The organism is Chitinophaga alhagiae (genome assembly GCF_003568665.1).
Lineage (GTDB): Bacteria > Bacteroidota > Bacteroidia > Chitinophagales > Chitinophagaceae > Chitinophaga > Chitinophaga alhagiae.
The window spans coordinates 1,067,299-1,082,680 of sequence record NZ_QXMH01000002.1; the positions used below are offsets into that span (position 1 = coordinate 1,067,299).

The following is a 15,382-nucleotide window of genomic DNA, read 5'->3' on the forward strand; positions in this document are numbered from 1 at the left end:
ATTTTCCCCCTTCGCCGTCTTTAATATGAGTTTATACCCTAACGCTTTGGAAAAAATGCCTGTAACAGATCAGATCGTGGTACGCTGCCGCAAGGGCGACGTTCGGGCTTTCCGTGAGCTGTATGAGGCATATGCCAGGGCCATGTATAATATCTGCCTGCGGATGACGGGGCATGCCGCCGATGCGGAAGACGTATTGCAGGAGGCTTTTACGCAGGTGTTCAAGAACCTGGACAAACTCGGGTCAGACAGCAGCATCACCGCGTGGATCAAAAGGATAGTGGTGAACCACTGCCTGAGTTACCTGCGGAAAAAGAAAGTATACTTTGAAGAAGTGGGGGAGACGGACGCGGCGGAAGAAGCCGCGGTAGATGAAGGGGCCTACGCCCTGACCGTGTCCGCGGTGAAAGAGGCCATCGGCCAGTTGCCGGATGGTTACCGCACGGTGCTGAACCTCTACATTTTTGAAGAGTACACCCACCGCGAGATAGCGGATATGCTGGGCATCACGGAGTCTACCGCCAAAACCCAGTTTATGCGGGCCAAAGAAAAGGTACGGCAGCTGGTAAAGTTAAAAACGAAAGAAGTATAACATATGCAACTGGAAGATTTCATACAACAAAACCGCAGTGCGTTTGAGGAGGAGGGCCCCGGCCCGCGCGTTTGGGCGGCGTTGGAAAAAGAGCTGCCGGTGAAACAGCGGGCAAGGGTGGTGCAGCTGATGGCGCGCCATTGGTGGAAAGCCGCTATTATAGTAGCCCTGGTGGTAAATGCCGGCCTGCTGGTGAAGTTCCTGCATACCAAGCAGGAAGTAGCGTACGTGCTGCCTGAAATGGAAGAAATGCAGGTATACTATACTTCCCGGATAGAACAGAAGCTGGATGAGCTGGGGCAATACCCGGAAGAGCAGCTGGGCCTTGACAGCACCACCCGCAAAGAGCTGCAACTGCGCAACGAGACCTACCTGCTGCTGGAAAAAGAACTGATGAGCAACCCCGGCAACGAACGCATCCGCGCCGCCATGGTACGCTATTACCAGATGAAGCTGGAGCTGCTGGACAAGATCCTCTCCGAGCAGGAAAAATACCATCATATCACACCCTCAAATAAAAAAGATGCACTCTAGATCTACATTATTGTTCTTATTGTTATGGCCCTTCGCCGCCTTTGCCGCCAAGGGCGATGAAGAGCACAAGATCCGTGTTGTAAAGGAGTTCAAGGCCGGTTCCGGCTCTGACCTGGCGGTGCTGAACAAATACGGTAAAATTGTGATCAAGGTGTGGGACAAACCGGTTGTACGGGCTGAAATAGAAATAGTAGGCTTCGGAAAAAACCAGGAACAGGCCCGCAGTATTGCTGAAATGGTGAATATAGCCGGCTCCGAATCCGGCAGCAGCATCCGCATTGAAACCAAATACAATCCCGGCGGAAGCAGGTGGTTCTCTTTCGGCAGAAAGGACTCGCGGGATTATGTGAACATCAACTACGTAGTGAACATTCCCCGCAATATCAAGGCCGTGGCGCTGGAGAACCAGTTTGGGGACATACTGGCCAGAGACCTGCCCTTTGATACACGCATCAGTGTAAACTACGGCTTTTTCGACATCGGCAATGCGGAGAAATTGAAAGTGACCATGAACTATACGGACAAGGCGCGGATCGAGCAGGTACACCGCCTGGAGCTGAACGCCAATTATTCCTCGCTTCGCTGCGGCAGCACCAAAGAGCTGAAAGTAAACTCCAACAACAGTTCCTATACTTTTGGCGAAGCAGGCAACATGCGGCTTAACTCCAATTATGACGAGTACCGGCTAACGGCCGTGAACGATCTTTCCCTCAGCGGCAACTACTCCAACCTGCGGGCGGAAACGCTCAAAAAGAACGCGGTGTTCAATGTGAACTATACAGACCTGAACATCCGCCGTGTAGACGCCGCTTTCTCCTCCATTACCGCTCATCTCCGTTATTCTGACTTGAAGCTGGGTATGGCAGATAGATCCGCTTTCAGGATCACCGCCAACCTTCATCACGGAAGCCTGACAACCGGTGATTTTGAATGGAAGAACGTGACCAACATCCGAAAAAACAATAACCTCTCCTTTTCCGCCATAACGTCCAATGGTACAGACGCATCCGGGCTGATCAAAATAGACGGCGCGTATTGCGATGTAAAATTGGCAGGAGAATAATCTAAAACCAAAAATGACCGAGCATGAAAAAGACCTCTAAGACAGTCAACGCTATTGTTTCCTTTGCCTTTGCCGCGCTGCTGCTGGCCCCGTTTGCGGGCCAGGCCCAGCGGCAGGAGCAGATCAACGGCAACGGCAACATGAAAAAAGAAAAACGGGAAGCCAGCGCCGCCATAGATGAGATCTCCACTTCCGGCAAGTTCAAGGTGTACATTACGCAGGGCAGCACCGCTTCCATTGAACTGGAAGCAGATGAGAACCTGCTCCCATACATTGAGGCCAGAATAGATGGCGATGAGCTGCACCTGGGGCCCAAAAGAGGCTACAACCTCAAACCCAGCGGCGATATCATAGCAAGAATTACCGTGGTAAAGCTGGAAAGCCTTGCCGGCAGCGGTACCTCCGGTTTCTATACCCAGGGCGTAGTGAAAGGTGATAAGCTGGAGCTGGCGCTTAGCGGCCGCGGTGAGGCAGACCTGGACCTCCAGTACAGGAAGCTGGAAGTAGGTATTTCCGGTACCGGCAAAGTGAAGCTGCAGGGCAGGGCGGACGAGGCTGAAATAGGTATTTCCGGCAGCGGTGCGGTAACGGCGCCCAACCTGCAAACGCGCGAAATGGAGCTGGGCATTTCCGGCAACGGGGAAGCATATGTGAATGCCAGCAAAAAACTGGACGTATCTGTATCCGGCAGCGGCACCGTGAAATATAAAGGTACCGCCAGCGTGAACCAGGCCATATCCGGCAAAGGCAGGATAGAGCACGAAAATTAACTTATATTGCAGCATACTAATGATTATTATATACTGCTTATGAGAAAAAATATTGTAGCGGCCGCATGTGTGCTATTGAGCCTGCAGGCCGCAGCCCAGGAGCAACCCGTAATGATCCGCGCGGCAGTGGGAGAAGGTGTGACCATTTTAAAGAACAACGCCGCCACTACCGTTAAAAGCCAGGGCAAAACCGGCACCTGCTGGTGTTTTTCCACTACCTCGCTGATAGAAAGCCAATGCATGCGCCAGGGTATGGCCCAGCCAGATCTTTCTGAAATGTACACCGTGCGCAACGTGTACCTGCTTAAAGCACGCAACTATATATTGCGGCAGGGTAAAGCGCAGTTTGACGAAGGAGGCCTGGGGCACGATGTGCTGAAAGCCGCTTCCATGTTCGGGCTGATGCCGGAATCCGCCTACAGCGGGCTGAAAGCAGGGCAGGAGCAGCCGGACCACGGCGGGATGGTAAAAGCGCTGAGAACTTACCTGGACACTATCCTGAAAAAACGCCCCGTGCCCGCGGACTGGGAACAACAATATGCCGGCATTATGGATGAATACATGGGCGGCGCGCCGCCGGCCAGTTTTGCCTATAACGGGAAGACCTATACGCCGCAGGAGTTTGCCCGGCAGGTAGTGAAGTTCAACGAGGCGGATTATGTAAGCCTCACTTCTTTCACGCATCATCCGTATTACAGCAACTTTGTACTGGAGCTGCCAGACAACCATGCCAACGGCGCTTTTTACAACGTTACGCTGGATGAGCTGATCGGCGCTACCAAAACCGCTGTGAACAAAGGTTATACGGTCATGTGGGATGCGGATGTGAGCAACCGGGGGTTTGTTTACAAATCCGGCTATGCTTTTTCACCTGTACATGATACGGTGCCGAACAAAACACAGCCCAACCCGGACCTGGAAGAAGTAAAGGTAACGGCTGCCTACCGCCAGGGCCTTTTTGACCAGCTGGTTACGCAAGATGACCACCTGATGCACATTACCGGCATCGGCAAAAGCAAGGAGGGCAAGCCGTTCTTTATCGTGAAAAACTCCTGGGGCACTACGTCTTCTCCGTTTGACGGATATGTGTATGTGTCTGAGCCGTACTTTGCGGTGAACACTATTAACGTGATCGTTCCCAAAGCCTCGCTTGACAAAGCGCTGCTCAAAAAATTACAGCTCAACTAAGTTTGATCTTCTCAAGTTTCCTGTCCGGAAACGGACGTTCCCCGTTCGCATCCGGACAGCCGGCATATGTCATTCCCGCCGCAAGGCCCGCCAGCAGGGCGCGGCGGGAATGGCAATATAATTGCGGCACGTATGGCCTAACATTTCAGCCATGTTCAAGAACTACTTCAAAACGGCCTGGAGAAACCTGGTCAAACATAAGTTCTACTCCGCCATCAACGTAGCCGGGCTCACCATTGGCCTCACCGTGGGCATCCTCATTTTACTCTGGGTGAGGAATGAGCTGACGTACGATAGGTTCCATAAAAACGCAGACAATATTTACCGCGCCTTCGCCAATATGGGGCCCAAGGGCAGCCGCCAGGTATGGACCAGCATGCACGCGCCCCTGGCCGTTTTTGCCAAAGAGGAAGTGCCTGAAGTAACAGAAGCCGTGCGCATCAGGCACAACTGGAATTTCTCTCTCTTTGAACATCACGGCAAGCGTTTTACGAACGATAAAAAGGCTTACGTTGATCCCTCTTTCTTTACGATGTTCGACTTCCCGCTGCTGAAAGGCAACCCGCAGCAGCCCTTCCAGGGAGATTACTCCGTGATCCTTACGGAAGCCGCGGCGCAGCGGTATTTTGGTACTGCGGAGGCGGTGGGCAAAATGTTGCGGGCAGACGGTAAGCAGTATTTCATCGTAGCCGGCGTAATGGCCAACTTCCCGGAAAATTCCAGCATCCAATATGACATGCTGTTCCCCATGAGCCTCTGCGCCAAATTGTTCAGGGGCAACGGCGAATGGAAGACCATTGACACGGACATCGGCAACTTCGACTATCATGTCTACCTGCAACTGCAGCCGGGCGTTTCTCCCGCTGCGGCCGAGAAGAAGCTGGCCGCCAGCCTATTCAAACGGCGCAAGCTGGAGTATGATGACCCGTACCGCCTGATGCCGCTGCGGGACATGCACCTTTATAAAGCAGACGGCAGTGAAGGTCAGATACAGACCGTGCGCATTTTCCTCATCATCGGCATCCTCATCCTGCTCATTGCCTGCATCAATTACGTGAACCTTTCCACGGCGCGGGCCATGCTGCGGGCCAGGGAGGTGAGCGTGCGCAAGGTGATGGGCGCGGCGCGCCGGCAGCTCTTCTTCCAGTTCGTAACAGAAACCGCGCTGGTATTTGCCTTTGCCATGGCCGCCGCCATGGTGCTCACCTATGTGCTCATGCCCGTGTACAACAATATTTCGGGCCGTAACATTGCGTTCAGCTTTACCGATGGGGGCGTGTGGCTGCTGGCGGGCGCAGCGGTGCTGGTCTCCCTCTTGCTGTCAAGCATCTACCCGGCTTTGCTCCTTTCCTCTTTTGAACCGTTGAAAGCATTGCAGGGCAAGCTGCGCGGCGGCATGAGCACTACCTTTTTCCGGAAGGCGCTGGTTACCACCCAGTTCGTGTTTTCCGTGGCGCTCATTACCGGCACGCTGGTGATTGCCGGCCAGCTCACCTATATCAATGAAAAAGAACTGGGCTACGATAAAGAACATGTGTTCACCTTTGTGCTGCGTAACATGCGGGGCCACCTCCCGGCCGTGCGTGCGGAGCTGATGCAGGAGCCGGCCATCACGGGCCTGAGCACTGCAAACGACCAGATACTGCAGATCGCCAATACCACCAGTGATACGGATTGGGACGGTAAAGACCCCAAAGGCGAGTTCTTTATTCATGGCATGTACATTGACTCCAACTTTTTATCGCTGATGCAGCTTCCTATTGTGGAGGGAGAGGGTTTCAAAGGCATTGCATCTGATTCAGCGCATTACATCCTGAATGAAACCGCGGTAAGAGAAGCCGGTATCACCAACCCCGTCGGGAAAAAGTTCGTACTGCATGACGAGCCGGGCACTATCATTGGCGTGGTAAAGGATTTTCACTTTGCTTCGCTGCGTACGAAAATAGAGCCGGCCATTTTTGTGTACCGGCCATCGGGAGACGGCATGTACGTGCGCACCACCGGGGGGAACGCCTCAAAGGCAACTGCCGCGGTAGAAAAGCTGTGGAAAAAATACAACCCCGATTTTCCCTTTGAATACACCTTCCTCGATCAGCAGTACGACAACATGTACAAGTCTGAACAGCGCACTGCCAGCCTCTTCAGCATCTTTGCCACGGTGGCCGTGCTCATTTCCTGCCTGGGTCTGCTGGGATTGGCGGCTTACACGGCGCAGGTCAAGACCAAGGAAATAGGCATCCGCAAGGTGCTGGGCGCCAGCGTGGCCAGTATTCTGCAACTGCTGGGCAAAGACTTTATGGTGCTGGTAGTGATTGCCATTGTTATTGCCACGCCATTGGCCTGGTACGGCATGAGCTTGTGGCTGAAAGATTTTGCGTACCGTGTCAATCTCAGCTGGTGGATGTTTGCAGCGGCGGGGCTGGCCGCTATCAGCATTGCGCTGCTGACGGTGAGCGTACAGTCCGTGAAGGCCGCGCTCACCAACCCGGTGAAAAGTTTGCGGTCAGAGTAGGGGATGCAACCGCTAAGCGCTAACCATGAAGGATATCAAACCCTTCGTAATGCTGCGGTGTTCCCTCCTCAATATCCAGCGAGGTAACGCTGGCGCCGGTGGGGCCAATGCGGCACCAGTCAATAAATTCTTCCATGGCGGCTTCCTGGCCTTCCGCGGCGATCCATACGCTGCCGTCCGGCAGGTTTTGGATCACGCCTTTCAGGCCGAGCTTAACGGCTACGGACCTGGCGGTGGCCCTGAAGAAAACGCCTTGCACTTTTCCTTTTACGGTTATTTTCCTATGGATCATAAATGACGCTAAATGAAGATCAGTAAAGATATAACAAAGATGCGGGGCCTGGTGTTTCACCCGGCGGCAAAGCACAGCCGAAGTTGGTCGAGTCCTTCTGCATATGCTGTGCTGCCCCCGGGGTAAAATATAAAGAACCTGGGCGGGTGCAGCGGCATTTCATTCACCTCATGCACCTGTATATGTAAGCCTGGATGAAAGTAAAAGTATTCTATGGCCGCGGGGGCCACGTTCCTCCGTACCTGTTCCAGTTGGAAACCGGCTTTGGTCAGCAGGGAAAACACCGGTTGCGCCGGGTCTTCCTGTATAATGCCATTGTTGTAAACCGGTTTGATAGATACCCATTCCATGTATCGGTCGTTTTGCTGCTGTTGCTGCTGCATGTTATGCCATGGCCGTACGGGCCCGTTGGGCCATGCGGTATTGCCGGAGCAATACGTGCCCATCCGGCATGTCTGTTCTGTAATGGACAGCATGCGCATCCAGCATTAGATAATGTACCGGCTCCGCCGGCTGAATTTACGGGTAGGTAAGTAGCGAGGGTAAAGCAGATCAAAAAGGGGCCGGGCGGCGAACGCCCGGTCCGGGAAGTTCAAGTGATATTTGATACTGACTCTTGAAAAGACGTTTTAATGACGGGTAACGGTGGCCCGTTATGCCGCATGGTTGAACAGCGGGTGCTCTGACGCGTTGTCCCTGCCAAAGCGGAACTCCCGCACCAGTTCATATTGCTGCCCGCCCGCCGGCTTCCTCAACAGGCTGAAGCTGTGGCAGTGAAAGCTGCGCACAAACATCTTGTTGGTGAAGTAGGGGGCCAGCCGGTTAAATTGTTGTGTATTGACAGACCGCACCAGGGCCATATGCGGCCTGAAGGTACCCGGCTTCAGCTCAAAGGTGCGCAGTATTTTCCTGTGCAGCTCCTCCACCGGTTTAGGGTTGGCCACGTTCACATAGAACATGTGGCGCTCTCCCTGCCGGCAATGGTCTATCCGCGAAGTATAGATCGTAAAGGCAGACTGCTCCTGCACCATTTCCTCCAGCATGCCCGTGAAGTCCGCCTCATATCTTTCCGGGAACTCCGACCGGAATAAAGCAATATGCGCCTGCGAAAAAGCAGCCTGGTCCATACCCAGCTCTTCCGAGATCAAATGCCGGAATATGCTCACATCCTGCAGGGTCTGCGCATCCGGATGTATCACCAGCATATAATCATACATTACTTCGTTTTCCATGTCTTTTTGATTAAGCAACCATCAAATTGAAACGATCATTATCATTTACAGCACTAACAATAACAACCCCTTCTTTCACAACACGAATATACTAACATTTTTGGAAATACTAATAAATTTAGCAAAAAATACTAAAAAAAATGGCCCTATACGTAAGGGCCATTGTTATATGTTGCAAGTTACCTGTTTCAGAAGCTCTGCGCAATAGCGGTAAAATCAGCCGCTACCAATGATGCGCCGCCGATCAGCCCGCCGTCTACGTCCGCGCAGGCAAACAGTTCCCTGGCGTTGGAAGGCTTGGCGCTGCCGCCGTAAAGAATGCTCAGCCCCAGCGCCGCTTCGCGGCCGTATTTGTCCGCTATGCTGGAACGGATAAAGGCGTGCATGTCCTGCGCCTGCGCCGCGCTGGCGGTCAGGCCGGTGCCAATGGCCCAGATGGGCTCATAGGCGATCACGATGTTCTTCAATGCGGCCGCATCCAGGTGGTACAGGCTTTCTTCCAGCTGTTTGGCCACGTAGGCGTTCTGCGTTTCCGCCTTGCGCACTTCCAGCGGCTCGCCGCAGCAGAAAATGGGCTTGAGGCCGTTAGCCAGCGCCTGGTCTATCTTTTTGGCCAGCTGCGCATTGGTCTCGGAAAAATATTCCCGGCGCTCGGAGTGGCCCAGTATTACATAATCCACGTCGACAGACCGCAGCATTTCGGCAGATACTTCGCCCGTGTAGGCGCCGGACTTTTCGCTGGCGCAGTTTTGCGCGGCCAGGTAAATGCCGGGGTAGTTCCGGATGAGCTGTTTTACTTTCAGCAGGTAGGGAAAGGGGGGAGCGATCACTACTTCCTGCCCCTCGGGCAGCTTGATGCCTGCGGCAAGGATATCGTTCACCAGTTGTTCGCCCTGGGCCAACGTAAGGTTCATTTTCCAGTTGGCGGCTACGATCTTTTTTCTCATATATGTATATACTGTTTTTAAAAGAGGGCCGAAAAATACATAATTACCCGTGAAAAACCCGGGTTAATATCTGCTGGTCGGTTTCGGTCAGTTCCCGCCCTTTCAGCTGCATCCAGGCGCCGGCGTCCCGCAGGGCCTCTGTGAGCCGGTATTTTTCACCGGTATGCTGCTGGCCGCCCCAGGTGAAGGAGGGAAGGTATTTGGGCGGAAAATCGCCCCCGAACACGTTGCAGCTTACGCCTATGACGGTACCGGTATTGAACATGGTATTGATGCCGCAGCGGCTGTAGTCTCCCATGAGCACCCCGCATTTCAGTCCCGCGGCCCAGGCCTCGTTCCTGGCTTCCATCCACACCTTTACCTCGCGGGCGTTGTTTTTCAGGTTGGAGCAGGTGGTGCCCGCGCCCAGGTTGCACCATTCGCCGATCACGGCATCGCCCAGGTACCCGTTGTGCGCCTTGTTGGAATGGTCAAAGAACACGCTGTTCTTGACCTCGCCGCCAACCACGCAGCGCTCTCCCAGGGAGGTAGCGCCATACACCCGCGCGCCCATTTTCAGCACCGCGCCGGTGGCCATGCCAAAAGGCCCGCGTATCATGCAGCCTTCCATCACCTCGGCGTCTTTGCCAATATAAATGGGCCCTGTTTCGGCATTCAGGATACTGCAGCTGACCCGGGCGCCCGGTTCAATGAATACCTGTTTAGGGTTCAGCAGCGTGTTCCCGGCCGCAACGGCGGCAGACTTGCGGCCCTTTGTCAGCAGGGCAAAATCGTCCCGGAGGGCCTGATCGTTGTATTGGGCCATGTGCCAGGGCTGGTCTATGCGGATAATGTCTTCTTCAAAGTCAATGCGGGCCTGGTCTGCGGGGAGGAAAAAATCGTCTCCGCTAACGGCCTTGGCCAGCAGCCGCCCGTTCTTGTACAGCTCCTGGCCGGGTTGCAGGGCGCGGATGGTCTTGACCAGTGCCGCGGAGGGCAGCAGGTGGCCGTTTACCAGTATGGTGATGGCTTGCTGGGGGGCTTTAATGAGGGGGAATTTGGCCTGCAGGTAATCCATGGTAAAATACCCGATGGGAGATACCTTCAACCATTTTTCCCATTTTTCGCGGATGGTGAGCAGGCCTACCCGGCAGGCTGCCACAGGGCGTGTATGGGTGAAAGGGTATAACTGGTCACGCTCAGGCGTGTCAAACAGGATGTAGTGCGGGTTCTTCATGACGGGCGAAAATAAAGAAATCCCGCCGATTAATACCGGCGGGATTCCCAAATATTTGCAGACGGCTTATTTAACGTCTTTTTTGTAACGTTTGTTGAACTTGTCGATACGGCCCGCGGTATCTACCAGTACGTTCTTACCTGTATAGAACGGGTGAGAGGTGTTGGAGATCTCAAGCTTGATCAACGGATACTCGTTGCCATCTTCCCATTTCACGGTTTCGCGGGTGGGGGTAGTGGAACGGCTCAAAAAGCTATGCCCGTTAGACATATCTTTAAACACTACGAATCTATAATTTTCCGGATGAATTCCCTGTTTCATATCAATAAGTTAATAAATACAGAGCGCAAAGGTAACAGATATTTTTAAATCAGCCAAGAAAAATCTAGCTTTTCATATTCTGGTACTGCAGGGGGATACCCAGGTTGGCGCCTTTGCACAGTTGTATAACTTCCTGCAAATCATCTATTTTCTTGCCTGTTACCCGTATAATATCGTCCATAATGGCTACCTGCACCTTCAGGCCGGCGTCTTTGATCAGCTTGACGATCTTTTTGGCGTCTTCCTGTTTGATGCCGTTGCGCACGGGAATATCCTTTTTATACACTTTGCCGCTCTGGTACGGCTCTTTGCTCATGTCATACACGGAGGCTTCCATGCCCTTGCGCATGGTCTGGCTGATGAGCACGTCCACCACCTGGCCCAGTTTCATGTCGGTTTCCACTTCCAGCTTCAGCACCAGGTCTTTTTTATCCAGCTCGATATTGACGTGGCTCCCTTTAAAATCGTACCGGTTGGTGATTTCTTTCTTGACAGTATTAATGGCGTTATCCAGGGTTTGCAGGTCTACCTTGCTCACAATGTCAAAAGAGGGCATAAACGGGTTTTTAATGGTGAATAAAGAGGAGCAAAGATAATAAAAAACCGCTACCCGGTCAGGTAAGCGGTTTTAGTTGATAGAATGGCGGCTAAGAATGATTAGCACGGACGGTCAAAGCGCCTGTTGTTGCCTTTAACGGTTGTCCTGGGCATGCACGTTCAGATTGTTCCTGCTGCCCTTTATACTAACGTTTTCGTTTTTAAGATATTGTTGATATTTTTTTTTTACGTCGTCAGACTGTTTTTGCCCGTTGATGTAAAGCTCGTCCCCTTTTTTGTTGATCTCGAAGTTGTTGCGGTCGATCAGCTGGTCTGCCTCCAGCTTGTCCAGCAGCTCGTTGTAAGACCTGGTCTCCCGTGCCTGTTCCCGTGCCCTGGCCGCGTGCTCCCGGGCTATCTGCTGGTGTTCTTCCGCCCGTTGGCGGGCTTCCCCGGCTGCTTCCCTGGCCTGTTCCCGTGCGTCCCGCTGGGCTTTTTCCGCTTGCGCCAGGGCAATACGGTGCTGTTCCCGTGCTTCCCGCTGGGCCTGGTCTGCCTGCTTACGGGCTTTCTCAATGGCTATCCGGTGCTGCTTTTCTGCTTCCCGGCGGGCTTCCTGCCCCTGGCGTTCTGCTTCCTGGCGGGCTCTCTGGCTTTCACGCAAAGCCTGCTGACTTGCCCGCAGGGCCTGCGCCCTTCCTTCCCGTGCCGCGGCCAGGGCCTGTTCACGATGGGCCGCATCCTGCCAGGCGGAAGGGTTGTTCTTGATGTCTTCTTCTATCTTTTTCCAGTCTATCTTGTCTATTTTATCCTTGATCTCTTTTTCGATCTTCTCCCAGTCAGTTTTCTGGAGGCTGTTCTTTATCTGGTCGGAGATCTTGTCCCACTGAATGTTCTTGATGCTGTTGTTCACGTCTGCGCTGATCTTTTCCCAGTCAATGTCTTTCATACGGTCTGCCATTTTCTTGTTGGCCTCCCGCATGTCTGCGTTCATCTTGCTCCAGTCTATGTTTTGCATGCTTTCCTGGATGTTCTTGTTCATCTTGTTCCAGTCTATGTTTTGCATGCTTTCCTGGATGTTCTTGTTCATCTTGCTCCAGTCTATATCTTTCACGGCATCCTGCGCTACTTTCATTTTGGCGGACAGCTGGTTGAGCGCCTGCTTTTTTTCCTGCAGGCGGAGGTATTTCTCCCGGTCTTCGGGCGTCATCTCCTCCAGGTTGTTGTAGGTGCGCGTACCCTTGTCGTCTTTGATCACGATCTTGCGGGGCACGGTATCCAGCGGCGGCAACGGGGCCATCGGCGGCAAATATGCCGGAGGGGTTGCCGGGGTCATCGGCGCTAAAGGGGCTAGCGGCGTGGGCGGTGTTGGCGGCAAAGCAGGTACCCATCCGCCGGGAGCGGCTACAGGGGCAGGCGCCGGCAGAGGCGCCGGTACAGGAGCGGGCGCTGCCGGGGGCTCCGGCATATCAGAAGGCGCTGCCGGCTGCACAACTGCAATGGCGGGTGCAGGTGCAGCGGGCGGCAGGGGAATAGTATCACAGGCAACGGCTCCCGGTTTGTTCTCCTCACAGTTCTCTTTCTTTTCAGACTTGCCCGGGTTGAGCCAGGCAATAGACACCAGGCCGGTCACAATGATGAGCAGGGCAAGGAGGCGTTGGCTATAGTTGAGATTTTTTGTTTTCATTTCCATGATGCGTTTGATGCGATGAAACAAATGGTGTTTGTCATCTGCCGCGGCCATGGCCATTGGGTTCACTGTCAGGCGGTATTCTTCCAGCGCAACCAGGGCCCTGGCGTAATGCAGTGGCTGTACGGTACCTGCTATCACCAGGTCGTCACAGCAATGTTCCCTTTCCAGGCGGATGTTCTTGCTGATCCACCATACAAAAGGATTAAAGAACAGGATGGTCTCTACAATGGTCTGGAAGATATTCAACAGGTAATCGTTCCGTTTGATGTGGGCCAGCTCATGCAGCAGTATGGCCTCCAGCTGTTCAGGGCTGAGGTTGTTGACCATGGCCGCGGGCAGCAGTATCACGGGGCGGAGAAAGCCGATCATCACGGGCACCTGCAGATGCCTTGAAATGAAAAGCTGTACCCTGCGGGCAATGCCCATCCGCTGCGCCAGCACCTTTACGTACCGTTCCCATTCCATGCCGGGGGAGCTGACGCCCTGCCGGCGCAATTGCCGCAGCTGGCTCAGGTCAAAGCTCAGCTTGATGGTCATGATCACCACGCCGGCCGCGTAAATGGCCACCAGAAAGGGGAAGTAGGCTTCCATACCCGGCATCACGGTTTGCAATCCGTCTGCATGCTGCTGCGGTACCTGCTGCAGCGCTGCCTGTATGGTGGCCGCGTCCATCTGCGTGGCCAGCGCCCTGACCTGCTGTTCTTCCTTTATAATAGACAACTGCCTGAAAAAAGTAGCGCCAAACCAGCCCGCAATGCCGGCCAGGGAGAGGCAAGACAAATGGTACTTGATGGCGGAACTGGCCATGGGCCATATTTTCAGCACTATGCGCAGGCAGGCGTAAATACAGAAGCCCTGCCAGAAAGAGTGCAACAGCGTCCAGCCGAATGCGCGGATAAGGTCTGTGGTTAAAGGAAGCAACGAGGTCATGGTAGTTGTTTTATGACTGCTTTTTTTCCATTTCGTTCAGGTACCGGCGGATCTGCTCCAGCTCTGCGGGGGAGGAGCGGTGATGCCCCAACGCCTGCATCACCAGTTGCGTGGCAGACCCTTTATACACGGTGTCAATCATCTTGTTCAATAATTGCTGCTGTGTATTTTCACGAGACACGGCGGCCTCATAAATATGCGTTTTGGCACTGGCGTCCCGGGTGAGCAACCCCTTTTCATGCATGATCTGCATCAGCTTCAAAGTGGTGGTATAACCGGCCTCTTTGCTCTGCTCCAGTATCTCATGCACTTCCCTGACCGTACTGGCGCCTTTTTCCCAAAGGATGCCCAGTATCTCCAGTTCACTTTCCGTGGGCTTGATGTGCTTGTTCATGTGTGTGCTTTATAATGATCCACCTGTTGTACGAATATCTTCGTAAACAAATGTACGATAGTTTTCGTAAATGCAATATCATGATCAGAAAAAAAGGATGAACGGGGATTAGGATGTACGAACAGCGGCTGGAAATTACGGGGCGGGCGGAAGCAGGCGCCTCACCGGGTAAAGCGTGGCGGCCTGCGCCGGGATGGCTGTTATGCAGGGGGCCGCACGCCCTGTTCTGCCTGTGTTGCGGCGGCCTTCCGCAGCTCCCGGGTGGTTTTGCGGCTGCCGTTGTGGCTCCAGCCGGGCGGGCCAAAGAGGTACAGGAGCCAGTGGCGCAGCCGGCGGCTTTTGCGCAGGTCTGCGGCTATGGCCGCCCACTCGTGCGTGGCTATACGTAAAGGGTTGTAAGTGTGGATGTTGGTGGTGAGGCCGTAGGCGGGCCTTTCTTTTTCCGGTTCAAAGGTGCCGAACAGGCGGTCCCAGATGATCAGTACGCCGGCGTGGTTCCTGTCCAGGTACTGCAGGTCAGACGCGTGGTGTACGCGGTGGTGGGAGGGGGTGTTGAGGATGAACTCCAAAGGCCGGGGCAGCTTGCGCACTGCCTCGGTATGTATCCAGAACTGGTAAATGAGGCTGATGGCCTGCATGCTCATCACCATGGCGGGGTGAAAGCCCAGCAGCGGCATCCAGCCCCAGAAGAGGAAGGTGCCGGAGAGGTTGCCCGTCCACGTTTGCCGCAGGGCGGTGGAGAGGTTGTACCGTTGGGAGGAATGGTGTACTACATGGGAGGCCCAGAAATAACGTACGTTGTGGCTGATGCGGTGAAACCAGTAATATGTGAGGTCGTCCGCAAAAAAGCAGGCTACCCATACCCACCACACGCCCGCATCCAGGGTGAAGAGGCGGTAGCGGTAGACAAGATCGTACACTACGTAGATCACGCCTTTGGTGACCAGCCCTATGGCTACGTTGCCCAGCCCCATGGCAATGCTGCTGGCGGCGTCTTTTGTTTCGTAAAGGCCGCGTTTGTCCCAGGCGGAGAAGATCACTTCTGCCAGCAACAGCAGTACAAAGCCAGGGATGGCGTAGTGGATCAGGTCTGGCATGGTAGAACGGATCAGGAATTACGGATAAACGGGCATTGTGCCGGTATTCTCTTTGCCAAAAGTT

The 15,382-nt window shown here is 53.9% G+C and carries 16 protein-coding genes; 6 read left to right on the forward strand and 10 right to left on the reverse strand.

Annotation, left to right across the window (positions count from 1 at the left end):
• Positions 1 to 55 precede the first annotated feature (55 nt).
• The 6 genes from D3A97_RS15235 (at position 56) to D3A97_RS15260 (ending at position 6,659) form a co-directional block, all read left to right on the forward strand.
• Entirely contained in the window at positions 56 to 592 is a 537-nt protein-coding gene (locus D3A97_RS15235) for an RNA polymerase sigma factor (protein WP_157986565.1), read from the forward strand.
• Positions 593 to 595: 3 nt separating this feature from the next.
• The gene (locus D3A97_RS15240; protein WP_119079330.1) at positions 596 to 1,126 is read left to right on the forward strand and encodes a hypothetical protein; all 531 of its coding nucleotides are present in this window, start codon (positions 596 to 598) and stop codon (positions 1,124 to 1,126) included.
• Complete coding sequence (locus D3A97_RS15245; RefSeq protein ID WP_157986566.1) at positions 1,116 to 2,189, forward strand: hypothetical protein; 1,074 nt, start codon at positions 1,116 to 1,118, stop codon at positions 2,187 to 2,189. Before D3A97_RS15240 ends, D3A97_RS15245 begins: the two co-directional genes overlap by 11 nt.
• A gap of 23 nt (positions 2,190 to 2,212) precedes the next feature.
• On the forward strand, positions 2,213 to 2,959 hold the full coding sequence (locus tag D3A97_RS15250) for a head GIN domain-containing protein (protein ID WP_119079332.1): 747 nt from the start codon (positions 2,213 to 2,215) through the stop codon (positions 2,957 to 2,959).
• 39 nt (positions 2,960 to 2,998) lie between these two features.
• Positions 2,999 to 4,147, forward strand: coding sequence for a C1 family peptidase (locus D3A97_RS15255; RefSeq protein ID WP_119079333.1), 1,149 nt, complete (start codon positions 2,999 to 3,001; stop codon positions 4,145 to 4,147).
• A gap of 151 nt (positions 4,148 to 4,298) precedes the next feature.
• Positions 4,299 to 6,659 (forward strand): ABC transporter permease, encoded by a 2,361-nt coding sequence (locus D3A97_RS15260; RefSeq protein ID WP_119079334.1) that lies wholly within the window; start codon positions 4,299 to 4,301, stop codon positions 6,657 to 6,659.
• 19 nt (positions 6,660 to 6,678) lie between these two features.
• Here the strand turns inward: D3A97_RS15260 and D3A97_RS15265 are convergent, their stop codons facing one another.
• From D3A97_RS15265 to D3A97_RS15310, 10 genes are all read right to left on the reverse strand, one after another.
• Positions 6,679 to 6,951, reverse strand: a complete 273-nt coding sequence (locus tag D3A97_RS15265) for an acylphosphatase (protein WP_119079335.1) — start codon at positions 6,949 to 6,951, stop codon at positions 6,679 to 6,681.
• Between the two features lie 56 nt (positions 6,952 to 7,007).
• Complete coding sequence (locus D3A97_RS15270; RefSeq protein WP_157986567.1) at positions 7,008 to 7,427, reverse strand: hypothetical protein; 420 nt, start codon at positions 7,425 to 7,427, stop codon at positions 7,008 to 7,010.
• A 177-nt stretch (positions 7,428 to 7,604) separates the two neighbouring features.
• Positions 7,605 to 8,183, reverse strand: coding sequence for a 2'-5' RNA ligase family protein (locus D3A97_RS15275; protein ID WP_119079337.1), 579 nt, complete (start codon positions 8,181 to 8,183; stop codon positions 7,605 to 7,607).
• Positions 8,184 to 8,371: 188 nt separating this feature from the next.
• Positions 8,372 to 9,130: a triose-phosphate isomerase gene (gene tpiA, locus D3A97_RS15280; RefSeq protein WP_119079338.1), complete on the reverse strand. Its 759-nt coding sequence runs from the start codon at positions 9,128 to 9,130 to the stop codon at positions 8,372 to 8,374.
• A gap of 43 nt (positions 9,131 to 9,173) precedes the next feature.
• On the reverse strand, positions 9,174 to 10,346 hold the full coding sequence (locus tag D3A97_RS15285) for a putative sugar nucleotidyl transferase (RefSeq protein WP_119079339.1): 1,173 nt from the start codon (positions 10,344 to 10,346) through the stop codon (positions 9,174 to 9,176).
• Between the two features lie 66 nt (positions 10,347 to 10,412).
• Positions 10,413 to 10,667 carry a type B 50S ribosomal protein L31 gene (locus D3A97_RS15290; RefSeq protein WP_119079340.1) on the reverse strand — a complete coding sequence of 85 codons (255 nt, stop codon included), beginning with the start codon at positions 10,665 to 10,667 and terminating at the stop codon, positions 10,413 to 10,415.
• A gap of 64 nt (positions 10,668 to 10,731) precedes the next feature.
• A complete protein-coding gene (locus D3A97_RS15295; protein ID WP_119079341.1) occupies positions 10,732 to 11,223 on the reverse strand; it encodes a YajQ family cyclic di-GMP-binding protein in 492 nt (163 codons plus the stop codon).
• 135 nt (positions 11,224 to 11,358) lie between these two features.
• Positions 11,359 to 13,827 carry a M56 family metallopeptidase gene (locus D3A97_RS15300; protein WP_119079342.1) on the reverse strand — a complete coding sequence of 823 codons (2,469 nt, stop codon included), beginning with the start codon at positions 13,825 to 13,827 and terminating at the stop codon, positions 11,359 to 11,361.
• 10 nt (positions 13,828 to 13,837) lie between these two features.
• Positions 13,838 to 14,221, reverse strand: coding sequence for a BlaI/MecI/CopY family transcriptional regulator (locus D3A97_RS15305; protein ID WP_119079343.1), 384 nt, complete (start codon positions 14,219 to 14,221; stop codon positions 13,838 to 13,840).
• Between the two features lie 200 nt (positions 14,222 to 14,421).
• Complete coding sequence (locus D3A97_RS15310) at positions 14,422 to 15,318, reverse strand: sterol desaturase family protein (RefSeq protein ID WP_119079344.1); 897 nt, start codon at positions 15,316 to 15,318, stop codon at positions 14,422 to 14,424.
• Positions 15,319 to 15,382 lie beyond the last annotated feature (64 nt).